This is a genomic window from Trabulsiella odontotermitis (assembly GCF_030053895.1).
Classification (GTDB): domain Bacteria; phylum Pseudomonadota; class Gammaproteobacteria; order Enterobacterales; family Enterobacteriaceae; genus Trabulsiella; species Trabulsiella odontotermitis_C.
The window spans coordinates 2,807,104-2,824,004 of the sequence record NZ_CP125781.1 but is presented as its reverse complement, the minus strand read 5'-3'; the positions used below and the strand labels follow the sequence as shown (position 1 = coordinate 2,824,004).

The following is a 16,901-nucleotide window of genomic DNA, read 5'->3' as shown; positions in this document are numbered from 1 at the left end:
CATAACACGATATGCCGGATCCTTTGCAAAAGAAACTGCGACAGAAAGATTAGCAAGGTAATCGTAATCACGGGCGTCAGCGGCAGACCGTTAAAGATTCCTTTACTACTATCCTTTTTAGATTATATTGATAATCTAAAATCATATTGAGGTATTCCATGAAAGTGAGTCGGGCGAAGGCCGAGGAGAATCGTCGCGCTGTTGTTAAGGAAGCAGCGAAACTTTTTCGCGAACACGGCATTGACGGTGTTGCTTTGAGCGGAATTATGGGTGCTGTGGGCCTGACGCAAGGCGGGTTCTACAAGCAGTTCGGGTCAAAAGATGATCTTGCGGTTGAAGCGTGCGAGCAGGCGATGGCGGCAAATATTGACACGCTGAATTCGCTCATTAACAGCAGCAATGGCGATGTGATGGCGGCGATCATCGACCGATATCTCTCGCCCGAGCACCGGAACAATCCCGCCGTGGGCTGCGCGATTGCTGCCCTGGTGGCGGACGTCGCCCGCCGGGAGGGGCCAATCCGCCAGAGTTTTGAGAACGGTATTCGGGGCTATTCAGAGGTTATTGAGAAAGCCCTTTCCCGTAGTCAGGGGGAGACACAAAACGATATGAATGCCCTCGCTATTCTGTCAATGATGGTCGGCGCGCTGATGTTGTCACGCGCCGTAGAAGACGAAAATTTGTCACGACGAATTCTGGAAGCTGCGGCTGACGCGTTACCTGGATCCAGCAAAACGGCTGCGTTCACCGAACAGTAGCCAGCGGTTTCCTGCTCTTACGCTCGAGTCCAGGTGGCTTGTGCAAGCAAATAGTCAACTAACCTGATCAACGGGAGTGAATATGCGTTACAAACTCTTTGGTAAACACTCGGGCCTGCGGGTATCAGAACTCGTATTGGGCGCCGGTACTTTTGGGACGCGCTGGGGACACGGCGCCGGACCTGACGAGGTTCGCCGCATCGTCGATACCTACGCCGATGCCGGTGGGAATTTCATCGACACCGCCAATGGCTATCAGTTTGGTGAATCCGAGGAGATCCTCGGTGACTTACTGGTTGGCCGCAGGAATCAATTCGTGCTGGCGACGAAGTATACGTCGCAGACGGACCCTTCGGAGGGCATCCTCACCAGTGGTAATAGCCGCCTGTCGATGATTCGCTCGGTAGAAGCGAGTCTGAAGCGCCTCAAAACCGACCGCATTGATCTGCTCTGGGCGCACTTTCCTGATCAGGTGACGCCGTCCGAGGAGATCGTCCGTGGTTTCGATGACCTCGCCCGGGCTGGTAAGATCCTCTACGCCGGGCTGTCCGATTTTCCCGCGTGGCGCCTGGCGCGTACTGCCACTATTGCCGAGCTGCGAGGCGCTGTGCCGATTGCCGCGCTGCAACTGGAATATAGCCTGGTCGAACGCACGGTTGAACACGAAATGCTGCCCGCTGCGCACGGACTCGGTCTTGGCATCGTCGCGTGGTCGCCGCTTGGCGGCGGTATGCTCACCGGTAAATATCGCAAAGGTGAAAGCGGACGCCGGGAAGGCTTCGGGGGCAAGGTTTTCCAGGCCGAAGATTCACCACAGCGGACCGCAATTCTTGATGCCGTCGAAGCCGTCGCCAGCGAGGCGGGTGTGACAGCGGGTGAGGTTGCCATCGCGTGGGTCGCCGCCAGGGGAGCGTTGCCGATCATCGGTCCTCGTACTCATGAGCAGCTCGAGCAAAACCTCGCCTCGGTGAAGCTCACGCTCACCCCTGAGCAAATCGGGAAGCTCGACCAGGCCAGCGCGATTCCGGCAACCTTCCCGCATCGGATGTATACCGAGCCGTCCACTATCCAGCTCTATACGGGTGGCAAAGCCGATCTGTTTGATTTGCCTGCTGACCCGGTAGCGTAAGGGTTTTCTGCTTGCGTGATAGGGAGATCGCGCCAGCAGCGCAGGTCATCGTGCAGTTGAGCTCCTGGCTGGGCTCGCCGTTAGTCGCAAGACTGCGAGATATAGCGAATTAATGGGGTAAGATCAGCATGCTGTTCCATTTCCCGTAAATAACACAGGATATTTAATGAGATGGTCACTCCCTCCTTCCCGGTACTATGCTGAGGACAGGCTTTCATTCGGAGAACTATCATGGAAAACATTGCGCTCATTGGTATCGATCTGGGTAAAAACTCTTTCCATATTCATTGCCAGGATCGTCGCGGGAAGGCTGTTTACCGTAAAAAATTTACCCGGCCAAAGTTGATCGAATTTTTGGCGACATGCCCCGCTACAACCATCGCAATGGAAGCCTGTGGCGGTTCTCACTTTATGGCACGCAAGTTGGAAGAGTTGGGGCATTCCCCAAAGCTGATATCACCACAATTTGTCCGCCCGTTCGTTAAAAGCAATAAAAACGACTTTGTCGACGCCGAAGCTATTTGTGAAGCTGCATCGCGTCCGTCTATGCGTTTTGTGCAGCCCAGAACGGAATCTCAGCAGGCAATGCGGGCTCTGCATCGTGTCCGTGAATCCCTGGTTCAGGATAAGGTAAAAACAACCAATCAAATGCATGCTTTTCTGCTGGAATTTGGCATTAGCGTTCCCCGAGGAGCTGCCGTTATTAGCCGACTGAGTACCATTCTTGAGGATAATAGTTTGCCTCTTTACCTCAGCCAGTTATTGCTGAAATTACAACAGCATTATCACTATCTTGTTGAGCAGATTAAAGATTTGGAATCCCAGTTGAAACGAAAGTTGGACGAAGATGAGGTTGGACAGCGCTTGCTGAGCATTCCCTGCGTCGGAACACTGACAGCGAGTACTATTTCAACTGAGATTGGCGACGGGAAGCAGTACGCCAGCAGCCGTGACTTTGCGGCGGCAACAGGGCTTGTACCTCGGCAGTACAGCACGGGAGGTAGGACGACATTGCTGGGAATTAGTAAGCGAGGTAATAAAAAGATCCGAACTTTGTTGGTTCAATGTGCCAGGGTATTCATACAAAAACTGGAACACCAGTCTGGCAAATTGGCCGATTGGGTCAGGGATTTACTGTGCCGGAAAAGCAACTTTGTCGTCACTTGTGCTCTGGCAAACAAGCTGGCCAGAATAGCCTGGGCCCTAACGGCACGACAGCAAACTTATGTAGCATAACGGCAGAAATACACCGGTTTAAAGAATTACTGATCTGGTTTTGCGAATACTGATATTGATGATACTAACGGCCCACCGGCCTGTTGAGGAACCTGTAAAACGGAAAGGCTCATTGAAGCCGTATATTTTCTGGAGGTTCATCAGGCGCGGAACTCATCAAGGCGCGGGAATAAAATCCCATTCAGACGCCGGATAGATTCAAGCAAGCCAACTTGTCGTCAAAATCGGTGTTGCAAAAACGGGAGTGACCATAGATTCCGTTTCCTGCCCGGCGAGATGGCTGGTCGCCGCGCGGAATTTTTGTTCGATTTGATGCGTATTTACCTCATCTGTTGCATCCATAACCTGTGCCACATACTGCGTACCATCATGTAACCGTATGCTGACGCTGGCCTGCCGTTTGGGAAAGCGTGCTGTTGCCTCAGCGGATTCAACAACCTGTACTTTCGCCGCCAGCGCGTTGACGTCGGGATCATGCAGAATAGCGGGCCGGAACTGACGCAGCGACACCTCACCAAACAGAATGGCGACTGACAGACAGTAGGGTAGCGAAAATTTAGCCGCATCTTCTGTATCAGACTTTAATTCCCGGGTGATATCGACCGCGACTTTATAGGTTTCCACGGTGATTTGTTTGATGTGCTCGGGAGAGATGGTGTGCTGTTTCAGCAAACTGAATAGCGCATCCAGCGGCGAGTTGGTGTGACCGCAGGACGCATAGATTTTATAAAATGCCGTATCCGAGATGAGTGTGGCTTCGCTGGGATTTCTCAGAATATCAAGATGCGCCTCAGTACAGGTCGATGAAATAAATCCTTTTTTCCCGGTGATGGCGGTGGGGGAGCCTGTGTAACCAAGCTTAGCCAGTGAGACCGCATAGATCGCGTTCTGACAGGCATTACCAATCGTCAGTGCCTTAGCATGCGTTCCGAATGATTCCTGAATTCCGCTGGCAAGGGTCGCCACAATACCCAGCGCGTGACAGGTCTGTTGTGGATCTAACCGCATCAGTGACGCCGCCGTGGCCGTTGCCGCAAAGGCGCCGCAGGTCCCTGTAGTATGCCAGGTAGCATAATGCGAAGGGTTCACGGCTTGCCCCAATCTGGCGAAAAGATCATAGCCCAGAATCAACGCCTTAAGAAAATCCTCTGTGCTGGCGTTCAGCTTTTCGCCAAGCGCCAGCGCTACGGGCAGCGTAACTGAACCGGGGTGACCGATAGCTTTACGATGACCATCGTCCAGTTCACAAACATGACCAATAATACCGTTAACCAGCGCTGCGTTACCGGCAGGATATTTACCTTGCGCACCAATGATCGTCGCTTCCTGAATTCCCTGTGACTGGGAAAAAAACTGCCGTGCAATCGTTGACTGGGGGTAGTGAGCGCCAGTGATGGCGCAGCCAAGCCAGTCAATAATTCGATATTTGATATCCTGAATATACTTGTTATCAATGTTGGCATAATCGCACCCGGCGATAAAGTCGGCCAGGTTTTGTTGGATCCTGTCCATCGTTGCTCCTCGATAAAAAGATGTCCTTTAAAAAAAGGACATCAATAAAGAACGCTTTATTAAGACGGAAGTATAAAGATGAACGTCAAAATAAAGTTAACCACGGCACAAAGAATGAGCTGCACGGCATTGCGTTTTACAATCTGGAACGGAGATACCCCTGCAATCCCGGCAATGGCGACAATCGCACCCGTTACGGGAGAAAGTGTACGACCGAAACCGGTCATCGTTTGTAAGGGGAGCAGCATCGCGGCGGAATGTACGCCAAATTTTGTCGCCAGCTCCGGAATCAACGCGGCAAAAGAGAAGAAAGGGGCGTTACCTGAACCCATCAGGAAAGCCACGACACCAATGACCAGACTCATGAATAAGATCATGAAACCAGCCCCCAGGCCGATGCCTTCCACGCCAGTAATCAGCGAGTTCACCGAGCCGATTGCGATCAACCCTTCACCAAAAACCTGGCCGGCAACGATCAGCGCGACCACCACGGTGAGTTGTTTACCCAACCCTTCAAAGAAGGATTTCATGCCAGCCATGACATCCAGCCCTTTGCGGGTGCGAATAAATTCAAACGCCATGGCAATAAAGGTACTAAGCACAATCGCCGTGGGAACATCGACTTTGATATTGATACCGAACTCACCCAGAACCACCGGGTTAAACGCCAGCAGGATCACCAGAGGAATAATCGGCAACAGGGCATAAATTTTAGGTATGGAAAGTTGTTGATCGGTTTGCTCCTGATGGAATTTTTCCCGCAGCACCATTTCTTCCGGATCAGGACCTTCACGGCGATCCCAGTAACGCTGAACGAAATAATGGGAAATCAGCATCGTGAGCATCAATGGAAAATAGATGATCAGCTGCCAGTTGAGGAAATATTCTGCCCATTCGATTCCCGCTGTTTTTGCCGCCAGCAGACAATTGGCCGAACCTGGGCCGAGGTCAAAAAAACGGCTCGAACCAATGATCGCCACTGCTGTTAAACGGGAAACCCCTGCGCGGATCATGACCGGGTATAACGTGACCATGAGCATTAACGCCAGCCCGGATGCGCTGGGGATCGCCATACCGACAATTTGCGAAATAATAAATCCCATGCAAGCCAGAACATAGGGCGACTTAATATATTTCAACGGCCCGCCAACAATAGCGTAGAGCGCCTGGCCTGCATTAAGGGTATCCATATAGCGGGAAAACCCACCCATCGCCATAATCGATAACCCTAACCCGGCCAGATTAGATGACATAATCTGTTGAACGACCAGAAAGATATCGAAGAAACCATTACCGGTCGATTTTTTTAATACCAGTCCCGGCCCTAAATCAAATAATACCGAAAGACTCAATAACACCACGCCAGCTATCAATAAAATGGCGGTGGCGTAACCTTTCTTTGCTATCGCCCAGGCAACCCAGGCGATAACAAATAATGATATGATCAATCCCATTGTTCTATCCTCATTCAGGACAAAAAGGGACTCTCCCAGTTTGCCCCAGGGAATATGACGAGAAACAGGACGCATAATAAATACAGGTGTTATTATTTATTCTGAATATTTTTAAAAGGTTAAATAATTGCAAACCATTTTCTGTGGCAATAAAAATATCAGATGCAAGCAAACGTACCTATGACCGGTTGCTTTACTTAATTAATTTATTCTGCTGCGGATATTTTATCCGTATTTTGTCCCAATGTATAATGTCTTTTACCATTAATGACAAATTTATTGCACCGTTTCTTTTGGTGACTCGGCGATAGATTTATCTGTCAATTCCTGGCCAATTCCCGGGAGATCAGGAATTTCATATTGACCATTTTTCGGCAGATAATCGTATTTACAGGTATTCCGGTTTCCTTCCAGCAATGCATAGCGATGCAGTTCGTGAATAGCGAAGTTAGGGATCGCGCATTCCAGTTGTAACGATGCTGCGGTCATAATTGGACCTCCGCACACATGAATCTGGCATGTGGTATCGTAGATATGCCCCATATCACAAATCTTTTTCGCTTCACTCAGGCCGCCACACGTTCCCAGATCGGGCTGGATCAAATCAATAATATGTTCTTCAAAGAATGGCCGGAATCCCCAGCGGGTATAAATGCGTTCACCCGCAGCGATGGGAATATTCACATTTTGTTTGACTTCTTTTAGCTGCCCGGAATTGAGCGCCATGGTGGGTTCTTCATAGGCGGAAATACGGAACTCTTCGATCATTTTACCAAAACGGATCGCGGACGCGGTATCTGTCAGGGCGTGCGCCTCAACGATAATATCAATAGCATCACCAACCGCTTCACGAATGGCTTTGATGCGTTTATACCCCACCATTAAGTCGCGGTCAGCAAAGACACCGTACAAATTCCGTTTTTTCAAACCACCCTGTTCATCGATTTCATTGACGTCGACTTTTATCGCGTCATAACCCTCGGCGAGGGCTTTTTCTGCCGCTGCCGCATATTGTGCCGGTGTGGTCAGGATCTCTTTCTTTGCGGCGTCTCCCCAGCCAAACTGTAACTGACTGGCGTAAGTGCGCAATGAGTCACGGCATTTGCCTCCTAAAAGTTGATAGCAGGGGACATTAAGTGCCTTGCCTTTAATATCCCATAATGCGATATCAATCGCGCTCATTCCGGCGGAAACCACTGTACCACCGCCTTGTCCCCAGAATGTTTTCTTCTGCATTTTGTCCCAGATCTTCTCGCTTTGCATCGGGTCCATGCCGATAATAATCGCAGCAAGATCTTTCGCCATGCCGAATCCGGCGGAGGCACCTACACCGTATGCCATCCCCACTTCGCCAAACCCGGAAATACCTTCGTCGGTATTAATGCGCACCACAATCGGACGCCATTTAGCCACTGCCGACTGTAGCGGGTTTTTTACATCAATAATGTCAACGCTGACAATTTTCATTTTTAATTCTCCTGAATAAATGTGTCTCATGATTAAATGACACGGTCATTTAAAAAAGTAATGACACTTTTTATAAACTGGCTGGTTAATATTCGGTATTTCTGAATAGGTTATTTTTCTGCTGTAATATACTCCATTATTTCCCGAGCCCGTTTTTTAATACACTCATAACGGCTATTTCCTTTACAATCCATTGTCACAACAAAAGGTCCAAATTGTTCTACCGTCATTACCCACATCGCTTCCGGCATCCCATTTTCCAGCCAGTACACATTCTTTACCGCTTTCACACCCGCGGCAAGTACCACTGCGCATCCGGGAGCGGCCTGAAGATAAGCCTGTTTGTATTTTTTGAACGCATCCAGACTGTCTTGTCCCATACCACCTTTACCGATGATCAGTTTCACGCCCAGGCTACCGACAAAGTCAGCATGGGGCTCCATACGAATGGATGTCGTTGGGCCAATAACATGTAATTTCCAGTGATTCTGCTGATCTTTGATCATTACCGGGCCCGCGTGGAAAATGGCGCTGCCGGCTAAGTTTTCCGGTAACGCTTCCCCACGTTGCACCAGTTCGCGAATTTGCAGATGCGCCATATCGCGCGCCGTGCAAACCGTACCGTTCAGATAGACAGTATCGCCAATATTCAGTTTTTCGATTTCTTCATCCGCGACAGGGAGTGTCAGGGTATGTACCGTCATGATTATTCCTCCACCTGAAAAAGAGTTTCCCGATGCCCATCGGGATAAAGTCGAATACCGAAACGGCGCGCTACCCAACAATGGAAATTAATAGTGACAGGGCAAATTGCGGTGTGTGTGGCGGCATAGGCTATTTTCACCGCCAGTGTTGTGGTTTTGCCACCCACGCCAGCCGGACCAATATTTAACTGATTAATTTCTTCCAGTAATTCCTGCTCCAGCTTATCCAGCAATGGATCCGGGTTGTGATCCAGCCAGTTACGCGTGCTGATAGCCTCGCGACTGAGCTTGGCACTGACATCCATTTGCCCGCCGAGGCCGATACCAATGGCGGACGGTGGGCACGGAAAACCCCCGGCATTAATCACGGTATCCAGCACCAGTTTTTTCAGGCCGCTGTAGTCTTTACCCAATGTGGCCGGGGTCAGGATTTTTGATATGTTCCCCAGTTCTGCGCCGCATCCTTTGGCGCTCATGATGATTTCCACGAATTTCTGCCCTGGAACATAGCGCAATTCCACGTTAGGTACGCCCGCGCCAGTACTGTCACCAGGGTTGTGGCGAGTGAGGGGGTGCACAATGCTTGGGCGAATCAGTCCCTTTAGTGTCGCTTCGGTAATGGCTTTGGGTAAAAAACTCAGCAAGTCGTCCATATCGAATGCTTCACCGAAACGGATCCAGACGGTGGGGTAGCCGGGGGACTGACACACCGGTTTGTTCTCTGCGCCGGCGAGCGCAACGTTGCTGATCATGGTTTCCAGAAAGACTTTCGCCCCGGGATCGCTTTCTCTGTTGCGGGCTTGCCGCAACATATGCAGGGCATCGGGTGAGATGGTGGTACAGGCCTTATGCAGCAGGTCGTAGACCTCTTCATAAGTAATTCCGAGTTTTTTCATTAAGTTATCCTCATTGCTTCCTTTGATTTAATGGTGGTTTTTCCGCTGGAACTGGCGCATCTGACTAACCAGAATACGATAATATATAATAAATCATATATTATATATAATAGCAGAAAAGAAGGCCGAAAAAGAGATCAAGATCTCTCTCCGGGCAATGCGATCATCGCGAGTTCAAAGTGGTAGCAGAGGCGAAAAGAGGGCGGTTAGCCGGAAAAACAGGGAAGGAGGGTTTGCATCGTGAGGCGTTGAAAGCGCGGGGAAAATCGTGTTCCGGAGAGAGACTGGAATTCTTCTCCTTTGCATATGAAATCAGTAGACGCCCCACTCAGGATGTAGGTTACAATTGAGCGTTGTGGCGCATCCGTCCACCGGGCCCTCGGTTACTCTTAAGCGATCATATTGTTATGAAGATTACCACCAAGACTAAATCTAAGCTTATTTATGATGATCTGAAGCACAGGATCCTATCTGGTGAAATCAAAGCAGATACCCGTCTTATCATTCATCAACTGGCACTCTCTTACGACAGCAGCGACATACCGGTTCGTGAAGCGCTTAAGGAACTGGCCGCGGAAGATCTGGTTGAAATGAGCCCTCATAAAGGTTCACGCGTAAAACGGCTATCCATCAAAGAAATGCAGGATATGCTTGAAATACGGAAAACACTGGAACCGCTGGCGGCCCGACTGGCGGCTGAACACGCGACGCCGGAACTGATTGCGTCGCTTGAAACATTGCACCAGCAATTGATTAAACTGGCCGAAGAGAAAAATTACTCTGAATACTCCACGCTCAATCGCCAGTTTCATGAGTTAATCATAGAAGCGAGTGATAACAGCTATCTGAAGAAAATACTCAGCGAATTACTGGCTAACGAGCGGCGCACGAAAACCATTTTCGATCTCTTCCCTGAAGTGGTGGTGATTTCTATACAGGAGCATCAGGAATTCATTCAGTTGCTGAAAGAAAGGAAAGGAAAAGAGCTGGCTGAATTGATGTGGCGACACAAGACGCGCTCCTATGACAAATTGCAGAGCTACTTTGCGCAGATGATGACCTCATCAGACGATTAAAGGAGCGGCCTATCTGTTTGATTTGCCTGCTGACCCGGTAGTGTAAGAGTTTTCTGCTGGCGCTTTGTCCCCGGCAGACAATGCTGATGTCAGTAATTCAAGTTCCTTTGCAATGAAATCGATGAATACTTTCACTTTTATCGGCACTGTGCGCCCAAATCCATGTACAACCTGCACGGGAACAGGCATCAGACTGACGTTGGCCATGACGCGTTTTAATCGGCCCTGATGAATATCATCCTGAACTGTACTCATTAAAATTTGTGCAATGCCCAGTCCATTAATAGCGGCTATACGCATGGCTTCACCGCTGTCAGCATCGAATGTTCCTGTAACGGGAATATGCGAACCGTCTGCTAACCTGATGGGTAATACCTTTGCGCCTGTTCGATACCTGACGTGGCGATGCAGCTCAAGATCTGCGAGTGTTTTCGGTTCATTATTTTGGGTTAAGTAGTCAGGTGAGGCGACCAGAACCAGTGGCAGGTCAGTAAGCCGTCTGGCGTATAATTCACTGTCTGAGATGTGCCCGAGCCTCAGGGCCACATCAAAGCCCTCCCGAATAATATCGACATACCGATCACTTAAATTGATATCCAGTGATAAACCGGGATGCTGTTGTACGAGCCGGGACGTGACAGATGTCAGCAGCATACGGCCAATATCATTCGGCATACTAATGCGCAGCTTCCCGATAGCCTGCGCTCTAAACGCTATCGTGCTATCCGCTTCATCCAGCCCCCGAAGCAATGGTGCGACGTTTTCATAATAGATTTGCCCCTCGCCCGTGAGCATAAATGAGCGTGTAGAACGCAGAAAGAGCTTTACCCCAAGTCGCCGTTCCAGACGTGAAACGCTTTTTGATACTGCAGATGGCGTGGTATCCAGCAGTTTTGCGGCACCCGTAAATGAACCTGCTTCAACCGCACGCACAAAGGCAGACAAACTATGTAAGGTGTTGGTAGCCATTGATGACATTCCGGAATAAATGTTTGCTTCATTGTATGACTACCGTGACAAATTTGTCTCAAATAAAATCCTCTGAAACGACGGGCACAGGAATAACAGAGGAGACAAATATGGGAAGCTTAGACGATAAAGTTGCTGTCATTACAGGCGGCAATAGCGGTATTGGGCTGGCAATCGCCAGGTTGTTCGTTGCTCAGGGAGCTCGGGTGATCATCGTTGGGCGCCGGGACGAGGCAGTAAAAGAAACGGTAGCTCTGTTAGGCGATAAGGCATCAGGTGTGGTTGGCGATATCAGTGACATAACGACACATGAGCGCGTTGCTGCGCTTGGCAGGGATAAATTCGGTGAAATTGATATTTACGTGGCGAACGCAGGAGTGATCAATATTCAACCTGCCGATAAGGTGGGTGCTGAAGAGTACGATCAGCAGTTTGCAACCAACACCCGTGGCGTGTTCTTTGGCGTACAAAAAATCCAGCCAGTGATGCGTGAAGGTGGCTCAATAGTGCTGATAAGTTCGATAGCGTCTGACAAAGTCTTGCCAGGGCATACAGTGTATGCCGGGACAAAGTCAGCAATAGAGGCTTTCGCACGTAGCTGGGCCGTAGAATTCAGCGCCAGAAAAATCCGGGTGAATACTCTCAGCCCCGGACCAACGCAAACCCCAATATTAACTAAGCTCGGGATTGACGCTGAGACGGAACAACAATTTGCCGGGATGATCCCCCTGGGCCGAATGGGACATGCTCAGGACCTGGCGAATGCGGCACTTTTTCTTTCGTCAGAGGCGAGTCAGTTTATCACCGGTACCACACTGAAGGTCGACGGTGGAATGTCGTTGACTTGAGCAAAAGCGTTATCCGTCTTTTGCTGTAGTTTCACATAGTAGATATCAGTCTGAACTCATTTATTGAAGGCCGGGAAGCTATCGCCCGGTCTGGTCTTGAGGATATTTGGTCCGCTTTGAGCGAGAAACGGAAGTTAGGATACCTAATTATCACTCGTTGTAGATTTACACAGTTCGCTTTGAATTTTGTCCAATAACTCATCGGTTAAACCGTATTTTAGTGCAGCGTTACGACCTATAGGATAGAGGATATCTTCAACAGAATTAAATAGTTCGATTGAATCATTAAGCTCCTTAATCATTTGATCCCGTCCATTTTTATTAATGAAATCTACTGCATGGTCGACAAAAAAAGAGTGCGCTAGCCAGTTTCTTTTTTTTAAGGTTGTTGAAAGCATAACTTCAATATTACTATCAAGAAGTTCAAGTTTTCTAATAAGGCCTAAAAGCTGTCCCATTGTTTTCTCAGACAATACCTTATCAAACTTGTCAAACTCTACTTCCCACTTATCGTGGGTAGTAAATGTGGGCACATTCGTTGTAAAAAAATCGAAGAAAATGAGAAGTTGAACTATCGACTGCTCTACACATTGTGTGACCTGCCCCCACGATTAGATACAACACTCAGTTAGTAACGCCGGAATCTTCATTCTCAGAATGACCCTTTCTCCAGCCCGCTGCAAATTCAGACGGTGTCTGATAATTCAGCGTGGAGTGCGGGCGGCATTCGTTATAATCCTGCCGCCAGTCATTAATAATTTTCCTGGCATGAACGATATCGCTGAACCAGTGCTCATTCAAACATTCATCGCGAAATCGTCCGTTAAAGCTCTCAATAAATCCGTTCTGCGTTGGCTTGCCCGGCTGGATTAAGCGCAACTCAACACCATGCTCAAAGGCCCATTGATCCAGTGCACGGCAAGTGAACTCCGGCCCCTGGTCAGTTCTTATCGTCGCCGGATAGCCTCGAAACAGTGCAATGCTGTCCAGAATACGCGTGACCTGAACGCCTGAAATCCCAAAGGCAACAGTGACCGTCAGGCATTCCTTTGTGAAATCATCGACGCAGGTAAGACACTTGATCCTGCGACCGGTGGAAAGTGCGTCCATGACGAAATCCATCGACCAGGTCAGATTGGGCGCCGCCGGACGGAGCAGCGGCAGACGTTCTGTTGCCAGCCCTTTACGACGTCTTCTGCGTTTTACGCCCAGGCCACTGAGGTGATAAAGCCGGTACACGCGCTTATGATTAACATGAAGCCCTTCACGGCGCAGCAACTGCCAAATACGACGGTAGCCAAAACGCCTGCGCTCCAGTGCCAGCTCAGTGATGCGCCCTGATAAATGCGCATCAGCAGCCGGACGGTGAGCCTCATAGCGGCAGGTCGACAGGGATAAACCTGTAAGCCTGCAGGCACGACGTTGCGACAGACCGGTCGCATCACACATCAACATCACGGCTTCCCGCTTCTGGTCTGTCGTCAGTACTTTCGCCCAAGAGCCACCTGAAGCGCCTCTTTATCCAGCATGGCTTCGGCAAGCAGCTTCTTGAGTCTGGCGTTCTCTTCCTCAAGCGACTTCAGGCGCTTAACTTCAGGCACCTCCATACCGCCATACTTCTTACGCCAGGTGTAAAACGTGGCATCGGAAATGGCATGCTTGCGGCAGAGTTCACGGGCGGGTACCCCAGCTTCGGCTTCGCGGAGAATACTGATGATCTGTTCGTCGGAAAAACGCTTCTTCATGGGGATGTCCTCATGTGGCTTATGAAGACATTACTAACATCGGGGTGTACTAATCAACGGGGAGCAGGTCATGTGCTCTATACATCGCAAGACCAAAGTATGCGTAGACCTCTTTACAGTGTTCAGAAGTATCCATGGTGTGACCTTGCCTATTCAAATTATCTTCATTTTGTGCACTAACATAGCATGATGTTAGCAACGTCCGCTCCTGGCACGAAGCGGCCTGTCAAATCAGTTAGCCTCTAATCCCTTACCCATATTAACTCTCACTCCCAGCACACCCATTGACAGCGATTTTAAAAATATGGTTGTATGATACAACTATATTCCATAGGGTAAAAGTCAATGACAGCCGAATCGCCACTGGTTGAAGAAATTCGCACATCATCGCGTCTGATGGTTCGGGAACTCGGCTTCATGCGCCACACGCTGGCGGCAACGGCGTATTCTCCTTCCGTTGTGCATACGTTGCTTGAAGTGGAAGCCCGGGGGGCAATGACCGCGGCTCAACTGGTACAGCTTCTGGGGCTTGAGAAGTCCAGTGTCAGTCGCATGCTGGCAAAACTGGTTAAAGACGGTGAACTGCAAGTCACTCCGTCTACAGAGGATGCAAGGATTAAGCAGCTTAGTCTGACGGAGCAGGGCAGAGAAACGGTGCGGAAAATTAACCATTACGGTAATGAGCAGGTCATTGCTGCACTGGGAAAAATGGACGCTTGTCAGCAGCACGTCGTCTCACAAGGTCTTCGTTGCTATGCCAGCGCCCTGAAAGCCTGCCGTGATCACACCGACCTGAACGGGCAGGGCGGCATCAATATTGTCTCAGGTTATCAGCCAGGAATGATTGGCCGCATCACGGAAATGCATGGCCGTTATTACGCCAGAGAGCACAACTTTGGCTGTTTTTTTGAAAGTAAGGTCGCCGCAGGGCTGGCTGACTTTTCGGGCCGTCTGGATAAGGCGCGCAATCAAATCTGGCTGGCTGTGCAGTACGGGCGCATCGTCGGCTCTGTCGCCATTGACGGTGAAGATCTGGGAAACAATGAGGCGCACTTGCGCTGGTTCATCCTCGACGATGGTTGCCGTGGCAGTGGTGTGGGCAGAAAGCTGATGGCAGAAGCGATGAATTTTTGTAATGAACAGGGATTCTCTGCGGTTCAGTTATGGACGTTTAATAAACTGACGGCCGCGAGGCGTCTGTACGAATCCTTCGGTTTTACACTGACGAAAGAATGGCAGGGCGACCAGTGGGGAAGCCTCATGACAGAACAACAATTCACCCGCAACATCCGGCGGGTTAGCTGAGCGCTAACCCGCGTTTTCGTTTAGTTTACCTGTACCCGCACTGGCGCCGTCACCTCAAACAGCCACGGACGGGCGTCACTGTTCACCAGGGGCGACAGAGTTTCGCGGACGAGCTGGTGGTAGTTGTCGATCCACTCAACATCCTGATCATTGAGCAGATTCCAGTCCACCTGGCTTAAATCAATCGGTACCAGCGTCAAAGAAGCAAAACGGCAGAAGCCGGGCTGCGCATCGACAATTTCCACCTGATTTTCAATACGAATGCCGTACTGATCAGCCAGATAGTAACCGGGCTCGATGGTCATGATGTTGCCCGCCGTCAGCGGCCATGGGTTGACCTTTTTGGCGATGCGTTGCGGCCCTTCGTGGATCATCAACTGATGCCCTACGCCGTGGCCGGTACCGTGATCAAAATCGAGCCCCAGTTCCCACAGCGGGCGGCGGGCAAAGGCGTCAAGCTGATGCCCGTGCGAACCCTGCGGGAATTGCAGCGTGATCAGCGATAAAAACCCCTTCAGCACGGCAGTGTAGTGCAGGCGCTGCTGCGGGCCCTGTTGACCAAACGCCAGCGTGCGCGTGGCATCAGTGGTGCCGTTGCTGTACTGGCCGCCAGAGTCGTTGAGGTAAAAGTTTTTGCTGGTGATCGCGGCGTTGGTCGCTTCGCTGGAGTGGTAATGACACATCGCCGCGTTACTGGCCGAGGCGGAAATAGTCCCGAAACTCTGCTCGATAAAACCATCCTGTTGCTGACGAAACAGCAGTTGCTGCGCCTGTGCCTCCAGCTCGGTGAGCGGGTTGCCTGCCGCTTCCCGCGCCGGAACTTCATGCGCCAGCCAGGCGAGGAAATTTACCCACGCCGCGCCATCTTTACGGTGGCTGTCGCGGTAACCTTCCAGCTCGACAGGATTTTTCTTCGCCTTGATAAAGGTGATCGGATCCGGCTGCCAGACCACTTCGCCGCCATGTTTTTCCACCGCAAAGCGGGCGGCAACCGGCGAATAATCACTGTCGAGCGTTACGCGTTTGCCAATGGCAACCTGCTGGCAACGGGGAATAAACGCTTCCATCGGCGAAAGATTGACGGATTCAAGCAAGGCCGATGGCAGTTGCGTGGTTTTTTCACTATCGACAAACCATTCCAGCTCGCCGGAATGACTCAGCAGGGCAAACGACAACACGACCGGGCTCATGGCGATGTCCGCACCGCGCACGTTGAGCAGCCAGGCGATGTTATCCGGCTGGGAAATCGCCAGATAATCGACGCCTTTTTCCGCCAGCAACGCAGCGATGCGCTCGCGCTTGCTGGCGCTGCTTTCACCGCTCACTTCGACCGGCATTTCGCGGATCCTGCCGCGCGGCGCGGCAGGGCGGTCAGTCCAGATGGTATTAAACGGATCTTCCGTTAGCGCCACCATTTTGCAATGGGTGGCCCGCAGACTTTCGTACTGGCTGTTGACCATCAGCAGCGGTTCGAAGGCGATGCGGCTCCCGACAGGCAGTTCGGTGTCCATCACCTCCGCCAGCGGATCGTCATGCAGATGGCGGATTTCCCACTCGTTCAAATCCACTTCTTGACGCACCTGCACCTGATAGCGCCCGTCGACGAAAATAATCGCCCGGTCACGCAGTACCAGCGCATGCCCGGCCGAGCCGGTAAACCCGGTCAGCCACGCCAGTTTGTCATCGTGAGGCGCGGCGTACTCGCTCTGGAACGGGTCGGCGCGGGGCACAAACATACCGTCCAGATTTTGCGCCTGCAGCATGTTACGCAGGGCATTGAGAGGCGATGTCGTTGTCATAAT

Annotated in this window: 15 protein-coding genes; 6 read left to right on the top strand and 9 right to left on the bottom strand. The window is 50.7% G+C overall.

Annotated features, from left to right (window positions below; genetic code table 11):
* Positions 1–158: 158 nt before the first annotated feature.
* The 3 genes from QMG90_RS13580 to QMG90_RS13570 all read left to right on the top strand — a co-directional run bounded on the left by QMG90_RS13580 (position 159) and on the right by QMG90_RS13570 (position 3,123).
* The gene (locus QMG90_RS13580) at positions 159–758 is read left to right on the top strand and encodes a TetR/AcrR family transcriptional regulator (protein WP_283280170.1); all 600 of its coding nucleotides are present in this window, start codon (positions 159–161) and stop codon (positions 756–758) included.
* Between the two features lie 82 nt (positions 759–840).
* Positions 841–1,887 (top strand): aldo/keto reductase, encoded by a 1,047-nt coding sequence (locus QMG90_RS13575; protein WP_283280169.1) that lies wholly within the window; start codon positions 841–843, stop codon positions 1,885–1,887.
* Between the two features lie 231 nt (positions 1,888–2,118).
* Complete coding sequence (locus QMG90_RS13570; RefSeq protein ID WP_000427623.1) at positions 2,119–3,123, top strand: IS110-like element IS4321 family transposase; 1,005 nt, start codon at positions 2,119–2,121, stop codon at positions 3,121–3,123.
* 198 nt (positions 3,124–3,321) lie between these two features.
* On the opposite strand, the gene QMG90_RS13565 is transcribed toward QMG90_RS13570, so the two are convergent.
* The 5 genes from QMG90_RS13565 to QMG90_RS13545 all read right to left on the bottom strand — a co-directional run bounded on the left by QMG90_RS13565 (position 3,322) and on the right by QMG90_RS13545 (position 9,156).
* On the bottom strand, positions 3,322–4,635 hold the full coding sequence (locus QMG90_RS13565; protein WP_283280168.1) for an MmgE/PrpD family protein: 1,314 nt from the start codon (positions 4,633–4,635) through the stop codon (positions 3,322–3,324).
* 59 nt (positions 4,636–4,694) lie between these two features.
* Complete coding sequence (gene dcuC / locus QMG90_RS13560) at positions 4,695–6,089, bottom strand: C4-dicarboxylate transporter DcuC (RefSeq protein WP_283280167.1); 1,395 nt, start codon at positions 6,087–6,089, stop codon at positions 4,695–4,697.
* A 276-nt stretch (positions 6,090–6,365) separates the two neighbouring features.
* Positions 6,366–7,556 carry a mandelate racemase/muconate lactonizing enzyme family protein gene (locus QMG90_RS13555; RefSeq protein WP_283280166.1) on the bottom strand — a complete coding sequence of 397 codons (1,191 nt, stop codon included), beginning with the start codon at positions 7,554–7,556 and terminating at the stop codon, positions 6,366–6,368.
* A gap of 110 nt (positions 7,557–7,666) precedes the next feature.
* Positions 7,667–8,260 carry a FumA C-terminus/TtdB family hydratase beta subunit gene (locus QMG90_RS13550; protein ID WP_283280165.1) on the bottom strand — a complete coding sequence of 198 codons (594 nt, stop codon included), beginning with the start codon at positions 8,258–8,260 and terminating at the stop codon, positions 7,667–7,669.
* 2 nt (positions 8,261–8,262) lie between these two features.
* Entirely contained in the window at positions 8,263–9,156 is an 894-nt protein-coding gene (locus tag QMG90_RS13545) for a fumarate hydratase (protein WP_283280164.1), read from the bottom strand.
* Positions 9,157–9,563: 407 nt separating this feature from the next.
* Here QMG90_RS13545 and QMG90_RS13540 point away from each other — a divergent pair, with 407 nt between their 5' ends.
* Positions 9,564–10,232 carry a GntR family transcriptional regulator gene (locus tag QMG90_RS13540; RefSeq protein ID WP_283280163.1) on the top strand — a complete coding sequence of 223 codons (669 nt, stop codon included), beginning with the start codon at positions 9,564–9,566 and terminating at the stop codon, positions 10,230–10,232.
* A gap of 9 nt (positions 10,233–10,241) precedes the next feature.
* Here QMG90_RS13540 and QMG90_RS13535 read toward each other — a convergent pair whose 3' ends face one another.
* A complete protein-coding gene (locus QMG90_RS13535) occupies positions 10,242–11,201 on the bottom strand; it encodes a LysR family transcriptional regulator (RefSeq protein WP_283280162.1) in 960 nt (319 codons plus the stop codon).
* A gap of 110 nt (positions 11,202–11,311) precedes the next feature.
* Here QMG90_RS13535 and QMG90_RS13530 point away from each other — a divergent pair, with 110 nt between their 5' ends.
* Positions 11,312–12,049: an SDR family NAD(P)-dependent oxidoreductase gene (locus QMG90_RS13530; protein ID WP_283280161.1), complete on the top strand. Its 738-nt coding sequence runs from the start codon at positions 11,312–11,314 to the stop codon at positions 12,047–12,049.
* Between the two features lie 143 nt (positions 12,050–12,192).
* On the opposite strand, the gene QMG90_RS13525 is transcribed toward QMG90_RS13530, so the two are convergent.
* The gene (locus QMG90_RS13525; protein ID WP_283280160.1) at positions 12,193–12,507 is read right to left on the bottom strand and encodes a hypothetical protein; all 315 of its coding nucleotides are present in this window, start codon (positions 12,505–12,507) and stop codon (positions 12,193–12,195) included.
* A gap of 166 nt (positions 12,508–12,673) precedes the next feature.
* Positions 12,674–13,794, bottom strand: a protein-coding gene (locus QMG90_RS13520; protein WP_108716776.1) for an IS3-like element ISSen4 family transposase whose coding sequence is annotated in 2 segments (ribosomal slippage) — positions 12,674–13,536 and positions 13,536–13,794 — 1,122 coding nt in all. Because the reading frame shifts where the segments join, the coding sequence is not laid out codon by codon here.
* Between the two features lie 345 nt (positions 13,795–14,139).
* Here QMG90_RS13520 and QMG90_RS13515 point away from each other — a divergent pair.
* Positions 14,140–15,099, top strand: coding sequence for a bifunctional helix-turn-helix transcriptional regulator/GNAT family N-acetyltransferase (locus QMG90_RS13515; RefSeq protein WP_283280159.1), 960 nt, complete (start codon positions 14,140–14,142; stop codon positions 15,097–15,099).
* A gap of 20 nt (positions 15,100–15,119) precedes the next feature.
* Here the strand turns inward: QMG90_RS13515 and QMG90_RS13510 are convergent, their stop codons facing one another.
* Positions 15,120–16,898 (bottom strand): aminopeptidase P family protein, encoded by a 1,779-nt coding sequence (locus QMG90_RS13510; RefSeq protein ID WP_283280158.1) that lies wholly within the window; start codon positions 16,896–16,898, stop codon positions 15,120–15,122.
* Positions 16,899–16,901 lie beyond the last annotated feature (3 nt).